This is a genomic window from Terribacillus halophilus, from assembly GCF_900162685.1.
Taxonomy (GTDB): Bacteria; Bacillota; Bacilli; order Bacillales; family Amphibacillaceae; genus Terribacillus; species Terribacillus halophilus_A.
This window is the reverse complement of record NZ_LT727827.1, coordinates 134,397-154,033: the sequence shown is the minus strand read 5'-3', so window position 1 is coordinate 154,033 and position 19,637 is coordinate 134,397. Positions and strand designations below refer to the sequence as shown.

Here is a 19,637-nt window from a genome sequence, read left to right as displayed (position 1 = left end):
GAGATAAGTAGGAGGAGGTAAAAGGCAATGTGAACGTAGCATGAGAAGCTTAAAAGCGCATCCTAAAGATACCTAGATGTATAAGAAGGAAGGACAATTAAACTTTTACTAAGAACTGATAGGAGGTCTTAAGTATGGCAGATAACAAGAACAATCGAACAAAAAGAAAGTATGAGTGGATGGATGAGTACATAAAACGAACCGGAGAAGTGGCCATGGAACAGGCAAAAAAGAATAATACATATATCGTATACGAAAAGGATGGCAAGTTGGTAAAGGAGTACCCTAATGGCAAAATCATTCCACTAAACGAAGAGGAAGAAGGATAATAGCATTTTTGTCAGGAAAATAACACTGGTACATATCCCCAAGACTAAAGAACCGTTTTGGAAAAGCTTCTTACAAAGGCTGGGAATGATTGGATGTGTTTTGTATAATTTTTATGGACTACATTACAGCAACAATCCAAACCTTATGGAGGTAACGCTGCGTGAAATATAAATTTGCAATCATTGTGATACTTACTACGCTGATTTTAGGAGGATGCAATATGAGTAATGGCAAAGAGTCCCTCTCCCCTTCTGAGATGGATCCCAAAGACTTGCCGGATGTGCCGGCTTTCCAGGATGAATTGACGAGAGATTACTTAGAATCAACTGAACCAGTCAGAGAAGGTTATTACACTCTTAAATCAGCTACTAATACTTTCACTCTTGATTTTCCTGAAGACATGGTTGTAGACGAAACAAGTATGGCGGGTAATGAAGGAAATTCAGAATCTCTGATCTTTTATTATGATGACAATGATGCAGATGTAATGGACCAATTCATCATTAACTACTATAGCTCCATACCTGATATTGAATATAGTAGAGATCTAATGAATCGTAGAGCTGGAGAAGAACTGGATTTTAAAAAAGTACCGAGTGAGAATGAGAACCAACATCTTGAGATTGCTGAAATGGATTCGGATGATTCAACTAGTTATATTGCAGCCATAGTAAGAAATGAAAGTAAACAAGAAATACAGGTATTTACAAGCATTATTTGTAGAGAAGATATTGAAAATAATCAGTGTGATTCTCTAAAAGAAGAAGAGAAAGAAAAAGTATCAGATGTGTTAAAATCGATTCAATTTAACAATGACAAAGGTAAGTGAATGCAATGGCTAAAGGCATACTTGATTATGAACTGATGGCAATGCGATTAACTAATAAAGAATACGAAAATATGACCGCAGATAAATTAAAGTCAACCATACAACAAATTTACCTAGAAGAGACAGGCTCACTTTTAGATGCAGATATAAAAATATTCCACTCCTCTGATACTGAAGATAGTTTAATTAATCAGACGGGCTATAACGGTACAGCCATATACATTGATGACGGAAATCAAGAAGAGATGTACGTTATCTCTCAAGGAACCACCAATGGACCAGACTGGTCATTTAATGCCAAAGGTCCACTTGCAGGGGAATCAATTGACCAACCTCAAGCTACAGATTTATTTGTTGAAAAGGCCAAGAATAAATTAGGCGTAGACGAAGACGCTAAGGTGATCTCTTGGGGGCATTCACTTGGCCACCACAATAATGCAGAGGCATACTTAGGCTATGGCACTTTCGACGAGGTTTATGGTATGAATGGGGCCCAAGTTAACGCTTATCAGTTATTTGATATGAATATTGACTTTCAAAAAGCAGTAATAGAAAAGTTTAAGGTGAGAAACGATGCGGATCTACGCCAAAGAGTTTCTGCGGATGAGTTAGAGGTGTTCACTAAAGAGTTTTTTAAAGACGAATCCAAAAACATACATCAAATAATCTCTTCTGATGACCCGCTAAACGGGTTGACCCCTTTTATTCCAGGGATGGTAGAATTGGGGCAGATTGAAGTTGTTGACACCAACCCAGATGTCTCGGGAATTAAAGAGTTAGCAAAAGACATTCCTCCTGAAGTTATAAAGGATGTACAGGACTTAGCAGTAATTTATGCAAAAGCAGATAATGCAGGTGGCACAAAAGAGGTCGCTAAACAGCTCTTTGGGGTGAATATAGACTATCTGAAGGATGTAAACAGCTTCGGGAGTTTCTTGAGTTGGTACACGTTTAATCAAGGAGAATTCGATGAAACAGTAAAAGCTCTAAATAAGAGTGTCCCGCCCTTACTGGATAAAGTAAGAGTCGTTTTGGATAACAAGGACTTGATATTTGGACGGTTACAAGAAGCGGGTTATATATCCCTTAAAGAAAAAGATACGATGATTGAAGAACTGGAACTGATAGAGTCTCACCTTTCAACGATAGAAGATGGATTAAATGCCAATTCCAGTTTGTCTGGTGTTCAATTTTTGCAAGATATCTCTACGGTTGCATTTGGCGGAAGTATATTATGGATAAAGTCATCGTTAACGGCATCAATGGATCGCATGAAAGATAGCGGTTTTTTTGAGAGTCTAAATAAAATAGTAGCTAGCCATAGCATACCGGAACTACTTGCTGCCATGTCGAAAGGGAATAAAAGCTATTTCGGTACAGATATGGTCTACACAGCAACTAATGGCGATCCTATCAAAGTGAACATCTCCGCAGCACTCCGCATGTATCGAGAGACCCTCCCCATCCTAGAAGAAAAAGAAACCAAGATTCGGAATTTCGAGCAAGCGGTAAAAGAGGTATTAGATGATAGTTATAAGGATGAACAACGGAAAGTCCAGGACGAGATCGATCGCATGGAATCCAGTCCAAGTAGTTACCGTGACTTATTAGCCAAGCATGGACACTTACCCACATTTAATAAAGAAATGAAGTCTATAAAAGTACATGAAGTCTTTTACCCTTTGGAGAATAATGATTTTGATGAAGAAATCCATGAACTAAAGAAGTCAGTGGAAAGCGGTAAGCTGTATATCGAGAAGTACCGAAAGGCCATCGAGGATTTATTTGATGAAGAGGACAATGTATCCAGGCTATTCGATTTTTCAAGGAGGTTCTAAATGGGACAGCAACGCACATTCCAAGCTACCGAACAGCTAATCCCTAACAAGGATTACTCCGACAAGAAAAAGGCTCTAAAGACTCCCATAGATGGTATTAGAGAAAATGATGAACGCTTCTACTCTTATGTCAATAAGATAATCATTAGTGAAGATCAAAAAGGTAAAATCATTGATGCGATGAAGAAGGAAACGACAAGTCGGATGAATCATGATGAAGAGCTATGTGAAGATGTTACCAGAAAGATAAACAAAGCTGTAACTACATTTAATGAACAAGTGGAAGACATGAAGGAGCAGCGGATATCAGTCACTTATGAAGATCACAATATGGAATGAAGAAGGGACTAGCCATGCATACTAGTTCCTTCTTCTTGTTCTAAATTTTATAGGTCAAACTCATCTAAGTTACCATGGTGACTGTTCTTCCTATCAAGATACCGTACATAACTTTCTGACCTAATATCATGTGTTTTGTTAGTAATGAAATTATCTTGAGGAATTTGCCAAGTGTCGTTAATTTTATAGCAGCCCTTTAACTTTCCAGTTTCACACATACGTTGAATAGTGCCAATACTCAAACCAAGTTTTTTTGCTGCTTCTCTTTCTGGATATAGTTTCATCACGTATTGTGCCTTTCATAGTAGATTTTGATTTGGTTTTATAAAATCCTTTTTAACCAAAAAGTTATAAAGGATAAACTTTGCTACAGATTCACTATTGTTGTTGTCTACTATCTAAATCTTTTAAGAGCTGTGACATTTCAAGTTGGTTTTGTTGATACTCTTTTTCTCTGTTATTGAGATAAAAGCTTTTGAGGCTTTCTTTGAACCTCTGATGTTTGGCTGCAGTCTTCTTAGCATTCTTGATTAGGTTTTGATTTATTTCTTTACCGAGTGGCATACGAAAGTTGCTCCTTTACTAGATTGTTTTTTTGAAAAAGGGAGTTGGAGGGCTTTCTAACTAAAAAGTTAAAAAGTCATAGCAGCATACAAGTTATATTCTATATTTATAGTACTAGTAGTTTCAGAAGTGGATTGAGAATAACAAAGTTAGAGGTGGATAGCATGAGGATTACTAGCATAGCGTTGGGTTATACGGTGTGTTTCCTTATTGTATGGAGATGGCTCAGATTATATAAAGTAAAAAGAGATAAGAATAAAATAAACGATGAAATAAATAAGTTTGATGATGCTTTGTTGGATGGAGTATATGTAATTCCACGTGATCCGAAGGAACCAAGAATAAAAGTAAGGGCATTATTTAACTATTGCAAAAAGACGGGTAAAAAACCTGCTGATCTTAGCTTAGCCGAAATGAATAGATTCCTAGAAAGATGAAGGTAGAAATAGTATCTTCGCCCTCTAAGACCATTATACAGTGTTTAAAATAAATGTGAAAGTCTCATGATATTACAGTGTATATTCGAATGTGTTTACACTTAAAACTTGATTTACTGCTAACTTTGGCTTTTAGATGATACTTTGGTTAACACTTTTGTAGTCAATTTTCGCATGGTATCAGTATTTATCTGAGAAAGTGTATACACAATTAACAGTTGTATAAAGTGTGGAGATAATGGTGGCATTTCTTTTCGTCTTTGCCTTGTATTTCTAGGGTATATGGGGAAAAACTAACCACTACACACTACATTAATATGGAAGGATTGAATATAAAAGATGGAACATAAAAGTAAAATAATAAGTTTGGTGTATGAGATCTGGAGATCCCACCCCACAATGCGTTTTTTTCAATTGTTGGACTGGTTGGGGTACGAATATTCTTCAAGAAATGATCGTTTTGGAAGGAGAGAGGGCTATGAAACGGTAGCAAAAGGAGATAAGCAGCCATACCTTTTCATTGATTTGTATTATTTAGAAGATAAGCAGTTTGAGGAATTCCTATTAACTCTTATTTCTGAACAGCATGACTCAAACTGAATGGCATTCAATTATATATGATTATACCAAGTAGTTAAACTGTGTAACGTAAAAACTGCAGGAATCAGCGGTAGAAATGGACAAAGTTTTAGAGATTACAATAGTTTGCGGTAAATCGCCAAATATAAATTGACTAAAGACAATAAATGAATAAGTGAATTGAATCTAGTAGACTTAGTTGACAATAGGTACAAATAAGTTCTTTTAGCTTAATCAAAGTTCCAACAGTCAGCGGTAGATTTTTCCCGGTTTTGACTATCGGAAATAAACGAATAGAGTTTTTTCAAAAAATAGGTGAAATTCTTATGAAAAACTGCAACACTCAGCGGTAGGGTTGTCACGAGTTTTACCTAAAGTCAAAACCGGTAATCAAAAATACAATTGTGACTATGCTTTTTGTGAATATATAGACTCTTTATGCAGTTAGGTAGGGCTATAGAGGAATGCATCTTTCATTTTAAACAAGTTAGGTTGTAACTATTGCCTCCTCTTAATATACGTACCTGGTTCAAAAATAATAAGAGTTTATTGTTTTATGTTGCGCTACTTAGTTTATCTTTAAATAGTGTCTTTTTGAATTCATGGATCGCTTTCAATTAGAGACCGTTTAAACTTAAATTCAACAATAATTTATATAGGGTTATGATTCGGTCATCCTGATTTGAATATTGTTAGATTATATTGCATCACGTAGTAATTAGACCTCTCATAGTGGTAATTAACTTGTTCGAATTGCTTAGAATAAAAGGCAATAACAAAATAGGTACTGCTTAATTGTAGTTTTGTGGGAGGGAAAGAAATGCTTAACGAAGAGAAGATGACTATTGTTAAAATGATTGACGAGCGATTTGGTGAGTTAGTAGAAGTATTAAAAAAAGAACGAGGGTATAGCTTGCACGAAATATCGGATAGAACGAATTTGTCCCCTAGTTATATTTATCGTTTAATTAGAGGGAAAAGAGGATGTGAATTAACTACGAAACTTAACATTCTATTAAACGGTTTCGGAATGGAAGAAGAGGCGGAGAAGTATCTGAAAACAATTATTCAGAATAAAGAATCCTTAAAAAGAATCATAGATTGATTTTTATGAGTGAAGACTGCGACATATAGTCAGCAGTCTATTTTATTGGTCCTGAATCAGGATTACCGAATCATAACCCTATACATATATATAAATAAGTTACTAGTTTTATTACAAAACATAAAAAGATTGCCCTTGATATAAAAAACGATTACTAGTGAATAGTTGTAGACGTCAAGTTGAATTTTACACTTTTTGCTCGTTTCCTTTTTACACTTCTGCTGAAAAGATGCTCTTCCGATTTTTCATCCGATAGCTTTCCTCTTCCTCGCCTCCATGAATCACTTCCACTCGATGAAGTAAACGGTCTAAAATCGCTGTGGTGATACCTTGGTCTCCGATTAAATTGCCCCATTCATCTGGACTTTTATTTGACGTCAGGATAATCGAACTTCGTTCGTACAGATGATTAATCAAATGAAAGAATAGGTTTGCTTCTCTTTGATCCATGGCCATATACATTAAATCATCAATGATCACTAGGTCGGCATTTCTAATTCTCTTAAGCTGAACTTTAGATTTGTTCAGGTATTCTTCTGATTTTAGAAGCTGCACAAGTTCTCCCATTGTAGCGAAATTAACATTGAACCCTCTGTAAACAGCCTCCAATCCAAGACCAATTGCGATATACGTTTTTCCGATGCCGGGAGGACCTAAAAGAATGAGATTGTACTGTTGCTCCAGCCAGCTTAATTCTCGCAGTTGAGAGAGCTGGCGAGCCGTCAGAATGTTTTGGCCTTTCAGCTCAAACTCGTCTAATGACTTCACGAAAGGGAAGCGTGCCCATTTCATTCTTTTCTCCAGACTTTTCGCTTCACGCTTGGCTAATTCAAAGCGAGTGATAGACTCTAAAAATTCCAAGTAAGTCCACGATGCTTTTTCAGCTTCGCGAAGAAGCTGTGGTAGCTCCTCCGCCGTTTCTGCTAAGCGTAGCTGCCGGAATTGATTTTGTAGTTCATGTACTGTCTTATTCATCATGCTCTACCTCCTAAAATGCTAGTATAGGCATTTAGAGAACGGGTAGAGGCTTTGATATGAGAATGTTTTGGCGGACTCGTGTAATAAGATTGTACTTCTTCAATCGGCTCATCTCGTAAAGCATCAAGGTGATGAGCGATATCGCGAAAGTCATTCGCATTGTAGAGCTTTTCTGTCGTGCACTTGGTTAAAACAGTATCAATTAAAGCTGGGTATTGTTGGATCACCTTATGAATAATTGTAAATTGATCTCTCCGATACCTAGGGTATCTTTGGCTAATCTCATCTAAATATGCAGCTGCGCGAACCTGATCTCCAAAGTGGGAAATGAGGCGTTGTTTAAGCTCTTCCACACCTTTGGAGCGATCACGAGTATGGTGACGGTTTTGAATCAGCTTTCCCTTTTCAGAACTGATCATATGCTCGCCAATCACTTCACCATTTGCTTCTTTACGGATGATCAGGGCCTGATCATCTTCCCTGATTTCAATCCACACAAGATTCTCACTCATATTTTGATAAGTCCCCAGTGGGACAGAGTAACGGTTTGACTTGTACCGGATCGTGTTGTCCTTGCTGACACTTCTTGTTATACTTTGGTTATTGGTACTTTCATATGAAAGTAACGAAGAGACTGGCTGTAAGTGTTGCTTTTCGAGGAGAAACACTTCTGCTGGTCTTTTTTTCATTGTCTGGTGAACCTGGTGGTTTCCAGTACGCTCGAGCCACTGCCTTGCCCGTTTATTCCAATCTTCTATATCTCTAAACACACGACTATCAGCGAAGTTGCCTTTTATGTATTTCACTACATTTTCAATCATACCTTTAGATTCTGGATCCGCTCTTCGGCACAGGTGAACTTTGAATTTACGCTCGTTTACATAGCTTTGAAACTCAGCTGTTAAAAGTAGTTGACCTGCATTTTCACTTACTGAGATTAAGTGATCCTGATCATAGACAATTTCTTCTGTTCGTCCCCCATAGAACTGGAATGCGTTTTCGTGACAACGAATCGCATCTCTTGTAGTGAATGGACGTGCTTGCCATTCCATATATTTGTGTCGTGAGTTAGCGAGTACAAAGGCAATAAAGTATAGTTTGATTTCCTTATTGTTCACGTTTTTCTGTTTTGTTTCTCCCCAATCTACCTGGAGTTGTTTACCCATTGGCTGCTCAGGAACTGCTTCGTATTGACGAACAATCATCTTTTTCTCAATCTGATAGACTTCTCGAATATCCCTTACATATGTTCTTACAGTACTTCCGCCGACCACTAGGTCGGGGTATCTTTCTAAAAGCCAATCATGGATCTGAGCACTGCTTAGGTGGGGATACTCTTCTAGCCAGGCCAGTATCCAGTCCTTATAGTGATCTAATTTTTTCATCTTTCTCGAGGGCTGTTCAGTATAGGCCTTTGCCTCATCGAATGTCATTTCTAAATACTTATAGACAGTCGGTCTTGAGATCTTAAGCTCCTTAGAGATTTGTGCTACTTTAAACTTTCTCTTATGTAATTCCTTAATCTTAATATATAACACTAACTTCTCCTCCAAAATACTAACCTCCAGTAAAATAACGTCAAATCTATTTTACTAAAGTAGTAGGTTGATTGAGCAAAAGTGTAAATTCCTATCGAGCAAAAAGTGTCAACTTTATTCTAGCGTTTACACCGTTTAGACATGTTGAATGAAGTTATTAATATTGAAGAAAAGTATTACAAAGCTATAGAAACATATAAAAGACTTCTCTTACGAACGGAAAACGAGATGAGGACACAGATTGATCAGCTGATCGAAAAGGATAAAGAGCTTGCCGAGCAAATAAAATAAAGGAGTATGGCAGAATGAATGTAATAAAGGTATCTGAAGTTCTACCAGAATTGGATCAGTCAAAAAAAAAGAAAGAAAATGAGAAAGAGCAAGTATTGGATCTCCGTGATTCGGTAAACAAAATCATTAATTTGGGTGATGCTTTTAAAGGTGATGGAGCAAGCGCAATTAAAGATCACCTTACCGTCCTTCATATTCCTGCCATCTTAATGTTAAACCTATTCATCGAAAACCACCTTAAAAACTTGGATGAAGTAAAAAAATATATATCAGAATTTGAAGAAGGAACAGGATTTGTTAAACAAGAATTTTTGGAACAAGATGTAAAGACAGAAATAAAATCTATTGAAAAGCTGGCCATGAGTACAATTGAGGATATAAATAGAGAAATCCATTCTGTCAGTGACATTGTAGGAATACCATCAATCTCTCTTACTTCTTTGTCACAGCGTTTTGACATGGCGAACCATAGTGTTGATAAAACTATGGAAGATTTAACTGATCTAAATGATAAAAGCTCAAAAGCATTAAAAGAATCTGCTGCTGAATTAGATGCTATTGTTGATTACATCGATCGCGTTGCATCTTGGGAATCGAAGGGAATTAGGCTCGATTCTGGTACAATGAAAGAGATTGATAAATATTTTGCTGGAAACGAAACGATTAATAAGTTAGTCGATGCGGCTGTAGAATTATCAATAAAAGATGGAGACGCCACAGCTTTAGGAAATGTTTCTGATTGGCTGGATAAGTTAGGTAAATTAAATGGTGGATTAGATGCAAGTAAAAATGCTTTAGCGGCATCTATTCTTATAAGTAAGAGACTCACTTTAGTGAGAACAGATAACGGGAAGTTTAAAGTGAAAGCTCATCCTGACTGGGTACAAAAGAACGGAAAATATAAATCCAAACTAGCAGATAAGTTATACAGTATATTAAAAAAAGGAAGTACAAGTTCTATAAGCGCAGTTAGAACTGTCTTAGAAAAATATGATAATGCACCAAGTAATCTGTTGCGGCATCTTGTTGGTTTTAGACCTGGTACTACTACTAAAAGTTATGGGAAGATACTAGAAACTTTTTCTTCCTTTGCTAAATACTCTAAAGTTACTCTTAACAATTATGGAAAAATGCCTCTTGATATTCCAAAAACATTTGGGCAACTAACAAATACAAAAATGGTAAAAGGGCTCGTTAAAAAAATACCTTATGGAGGAATAATTTTTTCTTTGGGAACAAACGGTGGAGAATTTTTTAGTGATAAGAATAAGGATAAAACATTCTTGGAAAAAGGAGGAAGGTTTGCAGCGGGTCTAGGAATGGACGTTGGTGTGGCAGGACTTACAACGGGTGGGGCAGCAATTGGTACGATGATTTGCCCAGGAGTTGGCACACTAATTGGCGGAGCAGTTGGGGCAACAGTTGGTATCGTATCCTCGATAGCATTTGAAAATAAAGTGAAGGACTTTGGCGAAAAGGCTGGTAAGTGGGTTGATGAACAATTAGAAAACACTAAAGAAAATTATAAAGAGTTGAAAGAGGATGTTAGTGATTCTTTATCCGGTGCTAAAAATTTCGTTACAGGCTTATTTAAGTAGATTAATAAAGAGGAGTAGAGAGTAATGATGAAATCTGAATTGTGCACATTAACAACAAATGAGCTTGCTTCCGCATTAGCGCTATGCGGGTACGAGAGTATGGCAAGTCAGATACTAAATAGCTTGAACCTAGAAGAAAACAATGTCGCAATAGATCGATTTATTGAAGATACAGACCTTTCATTGACAGTAAAAGGTTTAAAAGATGATAGTAGGGACACCATGGTTGGTGCGGAATTAGAAGAATTAATACATATTCTAGTCCAATCCAAAAAAAAAGTAAGATGTATCAGGAGAGATAAAGTGTTATTTATCCACCTTATAGAAGGTGAAGAGAAAGTAGTATTTCAAGAAATTAGCAAAGGTAAACATGTATTCTCCGTTCAATTAAAAGACAATGGTTTTCAGTCTGTTTTGCTTAAGCATTTTGAATTAAGTGGTAAGTTAGAATGTCAAGAGACGCCAGCTTTGCAATTGTCAGAAGAGATTTATAATCTACTCCATCAAATGGATTTAAATACTCTGGATTCCATGATTTTTGATGAGAAATTAGAAAAGCATCTGAGACAATTTCTATCAGATTTTAAATCAAATAGTCAAGAATTTGATAATCTGTCCTTTATAGAAATGGACTATATAAATGATTATTTTGAGATGAAACAAGTTATATTCTTATTACCGAGTGCAAATTTGGTTTGGCACCTTGATTATGACAACATACATGAAAAGGAAGTTTTTGTGGTTCCATATAACGGTAAATTTTATAGTGAGAAGTTAAGTGAGGAAATATCACAGTTCATCTAAGAATAAACCTTAGATAAGATACTCGACTTGGGAAGGGAAGGTCATAAATAACACATGAAGAAAATCATTGGGTTAGTAATTGCTATTATTTTATGGAATTTATTATCATTGGCTTTATTAGGAATTAACATTCCAATCCCAAGTTCTTATATTGCTTTAATTATTACAGCCAATACTATCTTTGCTTTCTTTTCAATCTTTTTGCAACGTTTAGTAATTACTCTTTATGAATCGAATGTTTTTGGAGAACCTAAAAGTATAGCAGATTATCTATTTAAGTATATAGCAATCCTGACATCTGGTATGAATTACTACATACAGATTATATTTAGAAGACTTCCATTTATTTTAAATAAATTAGCTGCTTTGTTGTTTTTTATTTTCCATATTTTAATGTGGTCTATGTTAGGTTTTATATTTAATAATTGAATTTAGTAGTATTTTTTTAATTTCAAGCGTTAGGATGTAATACGTATTAAATGTCTTAAAAACGGATTTGTAATTGAGTGAGCTTGTGGGAGTTGGAGGAAAAATCACATGATACTAAATGAAAAAGTGAGAATCACAACACAAGTACTTTTGGCAGTTATTGTTGATTCATGTTCTGCCGAGGAAGCAAGAAAGGTAGCGAAGGACTTTGAGATTTCTAAGAAGGAAATAAATCAGATTATCAAAGCACCTCAAACCTTCATTAGTAATCAGAAGTATGAAGATCAACAGCTAAGCTTACTAAAAGAAATTGCCATAAATACTAGAGAAGCTAATAAAGTAGGAAGATTTGAAAGCTTGGATAAGCTAATGTTAGTGTATCCGTCTGAGGATTCAACCGTTATTGTAGAGTGGGTGCAATTAAAAGAACAAAAACATATAATTTTCCAGACTAAAAACTCAGAGTTGAATAAAGTCATTGGTGATTTCTATAATCTTGATTCAACATCTAATGAAGATCCGTTTAAAATTATAATAGAGATTACGGATGACCAATTTGAAGAACTTCACAATGTAGACCCAGTAGTATTAGATAAAATTGCAGAGGAGGGAGATTTCGATCCCAAAATACCTTTATTTCTAAAAGATTTTAAAAGAAATAACCAGCAAGCGAGTAAAATTTTATACAATAAAAGAATAAGTAACAAAGATCAATGGAATTTGGAGACTGGGATGATACTTGTTCCAGGGAAAAACTATATATGGAATATTGAGATGGATAAATCAGATGGAAATAAATACTTGTTTATCAGCATTTCGGTCAGTCTATATGTGGAAACTGTACAAGAATCTTTAATAAACTTTCTAGAAAGTGATAAACCTCTTGCCTCTCAAAAGAAAAAAAATAAGACCACTAAAAATAAAAAAGAGAAGATATTCTCATTCAAGAGGGGTTTTTCATTTTTTTGGAAAAGTAATTCTTTCTTGTTAATAGCACTTTTATTTTTCTGGATTAACAAGTCAAGCTGGGTATGGGATGGCGAAACGGCAGTGGAGGTGTTTATAATCCTAGGGGAGGTATTCATTTTAACATGTTCCTTCATTGCTTGCTTTAGAGATAGGAAATAAAACGGATACCTTTTGGCGTCTTTCAATATATTCGGTACATACCTAAATCGAATTTGGGCTGTCTCAAGTCCAAGTCTATCTCCTAGAAAGCACTAAAGCGGTTTAAGATCGATAGAATGTGCACCACTTAAAATTACTTAATCAATATAGCACTTATGTAGAACTCGTATTCTAATTGAAAGGATACGGGTCTATTTTATTCTATTAAGTTTTCGCTTTTCCTAAAGCAACTCCTTGTATAAATATAGCTTAAGAAAAAAGGTAAAAGCAGATCTTTTAGAAAACAAGCCGAATTTTATTAAAGCGCTTTCGATTATGTATAATGGTAGTAATAGAAGATTACAATCCCCTTCATCTAAATTAAGTAAAGGGTACTTCAAGTGAAATAATTACAGACACAGATTCAAAGCATACTAGTGAATTAATTATTAAGGGGGAGGAAATAATGAACAACTTCTATTACTTTAATATATGCACAAAAATCAATTCAAATCTAGCTTCCAGACCTATTCTAAACGGTATAAAAATCTTAAAGCGAGATATGGAAAAGAAATTCAATGTAACAGAGGGAGTAGAAAACAGGATTGACTTAGTTCAAGATTCGGAGCTTAATCCAGAAGTATATAGAATTGTATTTTCCGCTCCAGACGCTATGGAGATAAGAGCCTCCGATGATTTAGGATTTGTGTATGCCTTACTTTACTTAAGTAATGAATTTCTGAAGATTAAGCCATTCTGGTTTTGGATGGATCAAGAAATCGAGTCTGTGGATTATATTGAAATTCCTATACAGACATATACCTCTTCAAGGAAGGCAGTAAAATACAGAGGCTGGTTTATTAATGATGAGGTTTTGATTGATTATATGTGTGAGAAAAATCAGTCGGATGAGTTGTGGGATATGGCTTTTGAGGCGTTGCTTAGGTGCGGGGGGAATATGGTTATTCCAGGGACAGATCGGAATTCGAGAAAGTTTCGGCAAAAAGCTGTGGATACAGGACTTTGGATAACGCATCATCATGCGGAGCCTTTGGGTGCGGAAATGTTTACGCGAAAATATCCTCATTTAGAAGCATCTTATAAAAAATATCCTAAATTTTTTCATGCGCTTTGGGAAGAGGGCATAGCGGAGCAGAAGGATCATAAGACGATTTTTAATTTAGGTTTTCGAGGACAAGGGGATTATCCTTTTTGGGCAGAGGATTCGGCATATGATACTCCTCAAAAAAGAGGCGCGTTAATTAGCGAATTAATCAATATTCAGTATGATCTGGTCGAAAAATATGTAGATAATCCTGTTTGCTGTACAAATTTATATGGCGAGGTTATGGAACTTTACAATGAAGGTCATATTCAGTTGAATCCAGAAATCATAAAGATATGGGCGGATAATGGGTACGGTAAAATGGTTTCTAGAAGGCAAGAAAGTACTAACTTGAGAGTACCAGCTCTGCCAACTAATAAAGGGCGTCATGGAATTTATTATCATGTGTCGTTTTATGATTTGCAAGCAGCAAACCATATTACAATGCTTCCAAACTCTATCGACTTTGTTAACCAGGAATTACACCATGCATTCGCAAAAGGTGTAGGTGATTTCCTAATCGTGAATTGCTCTAATATACGGTCGCATGTGTTTTATTTAGAAGCTATTAAAAAGATTTGGGAAGGAAAAGAGATTGATAGTACGGGCCATGCACAAGTGTTTGTTTCAGAATATTTTGGTGATTTTGGTAATGTTGCGGCTTGTTTTTCAGATTACGCGAAATGTACGGTGAAGTATGGCGATCATGAAGATGACCACGCTGGTGAGCAATTCTATAATTACGGGGTAAGAGTGCTGGCAACACAATGGATGAAGGATAACAACAATCATTCACCAGATTTTGCATGGGCAGCGGAAAATGGATCATTTGGCAGACAAGTTGCCTTTCTTGAAAATACTTGTACAAAGGGTTTGAATTCTTTTTCTGATTTGGTCAGTAAATGCGAGAAAGTTAGCAATGCACTGCCAGAGCCACAAAAAAAGGTGTTTGATTCTACCATATATATGCAGTCAAAGTTACATTTGTATTGTATACAGGGCGTATTAGATTTTTGCGATGCTTATGAGGATTTTACGGGTGAAAAATATATGCGTGCATTTTACAAGGCTGGCAGGGCATCTGAAAAGTTCCAAGCAGCAAATGCAGAAATGAGAAAGAGTGAATACGGCGTCTGGAACGGGTTTTATGAAAATGATTGCTTAAGTAATTGTAAGTTTACTGCATATATCCTCAAAAATCTGATGAGCTACATACGCATGATTGGAGAGGGACCGAGATTTTTTGACTGGCAGCGAGAACTCATGTATGCAGAAGAAGATAGAAGGATTATGCTGCTGACCAATCTGCGGAACCACATGACAGACGATGAGCTCTTTCTTGCGATGAAAGAAAAAAATATCTATAGCTAGGGAATAGGTCTATGTCGGTAGGAAATCTATTTAACTGGTAGGAGGGAAGGAAGAATGTTAAACGCTGTTAAAAATAATCTAATTGTATCTTGCCAAGCTTTACCCGACGAAGCCTTGCATAGTTCCTTTATTATGTCGAAAATGGCACTAGCTGCAAAGCAGGGCGGTGCAAAAGGGATACGGGCAAATTCTAAGACAGATATTATAGAAATAAAAAAAGAAGTGAGCTTGCCAGTCGTAGGAATAGTGAAGCGTGACTATAAAGATTCCTCTGTATTTATCACAGCCACTTATCGAGAAATTGATGAGCTGCTTGAAAGTGGCTGTGAGATGATTGCCATGGATGCGACAGTACGGAGAAGACCTGAAAATATTGCATTAGGTAAACTAGTAACATATGTTCGGGGAAAAGATGCAGCGGTACAACTGATGGCGGATATTGCTACCCTAGAAGAAGCTATACAAGCGGAGAAACTTGGTTTTGACTGTATCTCAACTACACTATACGGATACACAGAGGAAACAAATAAGAAGAAGCTTTACGACAACGATTTTGCATTTTTAAAGCAAGTGATTGAACATGTTCGTACTCCTGTAATTGCTGAAGGCAATGTAGCGACGCCGGAAATGGCTAAACGATGCTTACAGATTGGTGCGCATGCCGTGGTGGTTGGTGGTGCAATTACTAGGCCGCAGCAGATTACGGAACGGTTTGTGGAGACTATAAATTGATTGCTAGCTATTGTGTATGCTACACAATCAAGGAGGATATATGAATTTTAGTAATCGTATAAGGTTGTTAGAGCTGGTTAAGGCTAGATATACTAATGGACGTTTTATACTTGGTCTAGACGGTTTAAGCAGATCTGGTAAAAGCACACTCGCTAAGAGTTTATCAGAGCTGTTAAACGAGATTGACTACAAGGTCATAACCTTTCATATAGATGATTATATAGTAAAACGTAAACTAAGATATGGTACTGGTTTTGATGAATGGTATGAATACTATAATTTGCAATGGGACGTGGACTATTTACGAGAGAATTTATTTGCGAGATTGAGAACAGAAAATAAAATCACGTTACCTTATTATCAGAATGACCTTGATGAAATGGAAATAAGAACAAAGTTAATCCCGCAAGAATGTATTGTTATTATTGAAGGCGTATTTCTTCAGCGAGAGCAATGGAGGAGCTTGTTTGATTTAATGGTCTATTTAGATTGTCCTCGTGAAGAACGCTTTGAACGAGAGTCATTAGAAACTCAAGGGAAAATAGAAAAATTTAAATCAAGGTATTGGAAAGCGGAGGAATACTACTCTAACAAGATCTGTCCTGTTATTTCAGCTGATATAGTTATCGACTCTTAAAATACCTTGTCTTAAGCTTAGGACATCAGTAAAATGACAACTACTGATTTCTAAGGCTTTTTTATGCGCATACAATGCCTTCGTTATAATAGATTACTTTGACCAAACCTAAACATGTGTTGAATTTTCTAAATTTACTGTCGTTTGATAAAAAGTACTCCAACATGCTATAAAAGTAAAAGAAGTATAGTCTATTTAGCTTTATTAGATTTAGATAAAGGTTTGCCTGGTAACTATAATGAGAGGATTTTATATATGAAAGATAATTTTTGGCGTGATTTACCGCGTCCATTTTTTGTGTTGGCTCCCATGGAGGATGTGACGGATGTTGTTTTTCGTCATGTAGTGAGTGAAGCAGCTAGACCTGATGTGTTCTTTACAGAATTTACGAACTCGGAAAGCTATTGTCATCCTGACGGGAAGGATAGCGTTCGTGGTCGTTTGACTTTTACAGAAGATGAACAACCAATGGTTGCACATATATGGGGAGATCGCCCTGAGAATTTTCGTGAGATGAGTATTGGGATGGCGCAGCAAGGCTTTAAGGGCGTTGATCTCAATATGGGCTGCCCTGTCCCGAATGTAGCTGGGAATGGAAAAGGCAGCGGCCTAATTTGTCGTCCCGAAGTTGCGGCTGAGTTAATTCAAGCAGCTAAAGCAGGCGGGCTGCCTGTAAGTGTGAAGACAAGACTTGGTTACACGGAAATCGAAGAGTGGCGTGATTGGCTGACTCATGTGCTGAAGCAAGACATTGCTAATCTTTCTATTCATTTGCGTACAAGAGCAGAAATGAGTAAAGTCGACGCACACTGGGAATTAATTCCCGAAATTAAGAAACTTCGTGACGAAGTAGCACCGGACACACTTTTAACAATCAATGGCGACATTCCTGATCGTAAAACTGGATTGGAACTCGTTGAAAAATACGGTGTTGACGGGATTATGATTGGGCGCGGAATTTTTACAAATCCATTCGCCTTTGAGAAAGAGCCGAAAGAACATAGCAGCAAGGAATTGCTCGATCTCTTAAGGCTGCATCTGGATCTTCACGATAAATATTCACAAGAAGTAAAACGCCCATTCAAGCCACTTCCGCGTTTCTTTAAGATATACGTGAAAGGCTTCAAAGGGGCAAGTGCATTAAGAAATGAATTAATGAATACAAAATCAACCAATGAAGCAAGAGAATTGTTGGATGAGTTTGAGGAGAAATATCTTACTGTGGTGGAGTAAGATTAAGATATTAACTCATTGGTAAAGTGGGCTAATTCCGCTTTGCTAATTTGTAAAGAAAGCTATGATTGATCAACAACATTTAATTAGACCTGAAATCGATAAATGAATACTATCGATTTCAGGTCTTTTTTCATTCAGCCTTCTGTCCTAGAAACACGTGGGAACGGTAAGGGGCTTAAAGGCAATAGATGAGAATCACCAAACCTTAGTATTTTTCCTGTATAATTATAAGAATGTTTTGACTATACAATATTACCTTTAGCTATTGTTGTTGTGGTTATGATGTGATTGCAGAAAGACGTTAGCTACGGGAACTTATGCGGTAACGTATGATAAGTTTAGAAGTAATTGTAATTTTACACTGGTTGATGATTCAACTTTATACGGAGAATGTGAGCTGCCCTTTGAGAATCGTAGCGAGGAAGAAGTGCAATTTACTTTAGATTTTTATGAGGAGCATTTATTTGATGATGATACACCGGTTGTTTCACTCATGAATAACGATGCGCCTTATAATGTGCGTTTGCAAGGAAAGGAAAGTAAGGTGGTAAAGATACAGACTAACATTAATGTCTCGAATATGAAGAAGCATATACAAGGCGGAGGTGCTTCAGAGATAAATATTATTATTAAGTCTGGTGATAAGACGCGTAAGCTATAGGATAATACGATGATTCTCTTGCTGTGTCTAAGGATATTTGTGACGAGTACCATGACTATAAACCAAAAATGTGGTAATCATATTATGTTTTGTGCCTATTCGTTCTTTACACTGCTATATTAACTTGGCTGTAAAAGAGGTGTTGAATTGATTAAAAATATAAAATACTTCTGGATTGCTCTTATTCTTCTTATTGTATCTTCAGCAATAACGGTTCAATTTCCAAATGCAGTACCTTTTGGAGAGACCATTATGACGAAATTGCATGTCCCTCCCCAACCTATGAATGGTCTGCAATATGTTGGAATTACTTCACTTGTATTGTTTATTGTAAGCTTATTTTTCTTGACCAGGTCGTTAGAAAAATATCATAAACGTGCTGTATTCCTGTGGATATTGGTTACAATTTATGTACCTGCTATGGTTGTAAATTCATATCAAGAGACATTTGCAACAGGCATTTACGCCGTTTCTTATGATGGAGAGCGTAGCACTTGCGAATTTGAGATGGTTGGGGAATCTACAATGGATGGTGGATGTGAACTTGTATTTGAAAATAAAAGTGAGGAAGTTGTTCAATTCACTGTTACATTTTACGAGAAACACTTGTTTGATGACGAACTCCCGGTGGTTTCGCTAATGAATAATAAAAAGCCTTTTGAAATAAGTTTACCAGGAAATGAAACCAAAACAGTAAAGCTAAGGAAAAAGATTGATGTTTCTGATAGGGAAAATCACGTTGATTGGGCTAGTGTTTCTGGCGTGCATATTATTATGAAGTCGGATGAAAAATTGCGAAAGCTGTAAGTTAGAATGGTTCTACCGAGATGAGGTGTGGGGTTTGTTAAAAGTGATGCAAATCGCGTGTGCAATAATAGTACTATGTTTTTCAATATATGGGTTAACCACAAATAATTCCAATAACCATGTCTATATGTTCTTCTTTTTAGGAATGATGTTTCTTTTGTGGGGTGGTTCTGAATATATGAACAGGAGAAAACCTATAGCTATCATGTTGTTTCTAACTTCTATATTCATCCTATTTGCTACTGTAAGTACTATTTTAGTGTAGTGGAAAAATAAGTGGCTATCCACTTCAGTCAACTTAAAATTCTATGGAAAAACTTAG

Annotated in this window: 21 protein-coding genes; 17 read left to right on the top strand and 4 right to left on the bottom strand. The window is 36.3% G+C overall.

The annotated features are described in order from the left end of the window. The first annotated feature begins 134 nt into the window (after window positions 1–134). The 4 genes from B1K52_RS01715 to B1K52_RS01700 all read left to right on the top strand — a co-directional run bounded on the left by B1K52_RS01715 (window position 135) and on the right by B1K52_RS01700 (window position 3,336). Window positions 135–329: a hypothetical protein gene (locus tag B1K52_RS01715; RefSeq protein WP_077304674.1), complete on the top strand. Its 195-nt coding sequence runs from the start codon at window positions 135–137 to the stop codon at window positions 327–329. Between the two features lie 221 nt (window positions 330–550). Next, window positions 551–1,159, top strand: a complete 609-nt coding sequence (locus B1K52_RS01710; protein WP_077304671.1) for a hypothetical protein — start codon at window positions 551–553, stop codon at window positions 1,157–1,159. 5 nt (window positions 1,160–1,164) lie between these two features. Further along, window positions 1,165–2,997 (top strand): DUF6792 domain-containing protein, encoded by a 1,833-nt coding sequence (locus tag B1K52_RS01705; protein WP_077304667.1) that lies wholly within the window; start codon window positions 1,165–1,167, stop codon window positions 2,995–2,997. Further along, a complete protein-coding gene (locus B1K52_RS01700; RefSeq protein ID WP_077304664.1) occupies window positions 2,998–3,336 on the top strand; it encodes a hypothetical protein in 339 nt (112 codons plus the stop codon). 47 nt (window positions 3,337–3,383) lie between these two features. Here the strand turns inward: B1K52_RS01700 and B1K52_RS18445 are convergent, their stop codons facing one another. Both B1K52_RS18445 and B1K52_RS01690 read right to left on the bottom strand, forming a co-directional pair. After that, a complete protein-coding gene (locus B1K52_RS18445; protein ID WP_077304661.1) occupies window positions 3,384–3,620 on the bottom strand; it encodes a helix-turn-helix domain-containing protein in 237 nt (78 codons plus the stop codon). Window positions 3,621–3,714: 94 nt separating this feature from the next. Further along, window positions 3,715–3,900 (bottom strand): hypothetical protein, encoded by a 186-nt coding sequence (locus B1K52_RS01690; protein ID WP_077304658.1) that lies wholly within the window; start codon window positions 3,898–3,900, stop codon window positions 3,715–3,717. 1,836 nt (window positions 3,901–5,736) lie between these two features. On the opposite strand from B1K52_RS01690, the gene B1K52_RS01675 reads away from it, so the two are divergent. Further along, window positions 5,737–6,021, top strand: coding sequence for a helix-turn-helix domain-containing protein (locus B1K52_RS01675; RefSeq protein ID WP_077304648.1), 285 nt, complete (start codon window positions 5,737–5,739; stop codon window positions 6,019–6,021). 210 nt (window positions 6,022–6,231) lie between these two features. Here B1K52_RS01675 and istB read toward each other — a convergent pair whose 3' ends face one another. Further along, window positions 6,232–6,996: an IS21-like element IS643 family helper ATPase IstB gene (gene istB / locus B1K52_RS01670; RefSeq protein WP_077303950.1), complete on the bottom strand. Its 765-nt coding sequence runs from the start codon at window positions 6,994–6,996 to the stop codon at window positions 6,232–6,234. Then, entirely contained in the window at window positions 6,996–8,537 is a 1,542-nt protein-coding gene (gene istA, locus B1K52_RS01665; RefSeq protein WP_143588798.1) for an IS21 family transposase, read from the bottom strand. The genes istB and istA overlap by 1 nt, the downstream gene beginning before the upstream one ends. Before the next feature lie 141 nt (window positions 8,538–8,678). On the opposite strand from istA, the gene B1K52_RS18440 reads away from it, so the two are divergent. From B1K52_RS18440 to B1K52_RS18435, 12 genes are all read left to right on the top strand, one after another. Then, a complete protein-coding gene (locus B1K52_RS18440; RefSeq protein ID WP_179106425.1) occupies window positions 8,679–8,828 on the top strand; it encodes a DUF5344 family protein in 150 nt (49 codons plus the stop codon). A gap of 14 nt (window positions 8,829–8,842) precedes the next feature. After that, the gene (locus B1K52_RS01660; RefSeq protein WP_077304645.1) at window positions 8,843–10,426 is read left to right on the top strand and encodes a T7SS effector LXG polymorphic toxin; all 1,584 of its coding nucleotides are present in this window, start codon (window positions 8,843–8,845) and stop codon (window positions 10,424–10,426) included. 24 nt (window positions 10,427–10,450) lie between these two features. After that, window positions 10,451–11,230 carry a hypothetical protein gene (locus B1K52_RS01655; protein ID WP_077304642.1) on the top strand — a complete coding sequence of 260 codons (780 nt, stop codon included), beginning with the start codon at window positions 10,451–10,453 and terminating at the stop codon, window positions 11,228–11,230. Between the two features lie 54 nt (window positions 11,231–11,284). Then, window positions 11,285–11,659 carry a hypothetical protein gene (locus B1K52_RS01650; protein ID WP_077304639.1) on the top strand — a complete coding sequence of 125 codons (375 nt, stop codon included), beginning with the start codon at window positions 11,285–11,287 and terminating at the stop codon, window positions 11,657–11,659. A gap of 108 nt (window positions 11,660–11,767) precedes the next feature. Further along, window positions 11,768–12,787, top strand: a complete 1,020-nt coding sequence (locus B1K52_RS01645; RefSeq protein WP_077304636.1) for a hypothetical protein — start codon at window positions 11,768–11,770, stop codon at window positions 12,785–12,787. Between the two features lie 445 nt (window positions 12,788–13,232). Further along, the gene (locus B1K52_RS01640; protein ID WP_077304633.1) at window positions 13,233–15,242 is read left to right on the top strand and encodes a glycosyl hydrolase 115 family protein; all 2,010 of its coding nucleotides are present in this window, start codon (window positions 13,233–13,235) and stop codon (window positions 15,240–15,242) included. A gap of 54 nt (window positions 15,243–15,296) precedes the next feature. Continuing rightward, window positions 15,297–15,974, top strand: a complete 678-nt coding sequence (locus tag B1K52_RS01635; protein ID WP_077304630.1) for an N-acetylmannosamine-6-phosphate 2-epimerase — start codon at window positions 15,297–15,299, stop codon at window positions 15,972–15,974. Between the two features lie 40 nt (window positions 15,975–16,014). Then, window positions 16,015–16,611 carry a kinase gene (locus tag B1K52_RS01630; RefSeq protein WP_077304627.1) on the top strand — a complete coding sequence of 199 codons (597 nt, stop codon included), beginning with the start codon at window positions 16,015–16,017 and terminating at the stop codon, window positions 16,609–16,611. A gap of 255 nt (window positions 16,612–16,866) precedes the next feature. Then, window positions 16,867–17,844, top strand: coding sequence for a tRNA dihydrouridine synthase (locus tag B1K52_RS01625; RefSeq protein WP_077304624.1), 978 nt, complete (start codon window positions 16,867–16,869; stop codon window positions 17,842–17,844). Between the two features lie 430 nt (window positions 17,845–18,274). Beyond that, window positions 18,275–18,508, top strand: coding sequence for a hypothetical protein (locus B1K52_RS01620; RefSeq protein WP_077304621.1), 234 nt, complete (start codon window positions 18,275–18,277; stop codon window positions 18,506–18,508). A gap of 147 nt (window positions 18,509–18,655) precedes the next feature. Further along, window positions 18,656–19,315, top strand: a complete 660-nt coding sequence (locus tag B1K52_RS01615) for a hypothetical protein (RefSeq protein ID WP_077304618.1) — start codon at window positions 18,656–18,658, stop codon at window positions 19,313–19,315. Next, window positions 19,293–19,580: a YczI family protein gene (locus B1K52_RS18435; RefSeq protein WP_077304615.1), complete on the top strand. Its 288-nt coding sequence runs from the start codon at window positions 19,293–19,295 to the stop codon at window positions 19,578–19,580. The genes B1K52_RS01615 and B1K52_RS18435 overlap by 23 nt, the downstream gene beginning before the upstream one ends. The last annotated feature ends 57 nt before the right edge of the window (window positions 19,581–19,637 follow it).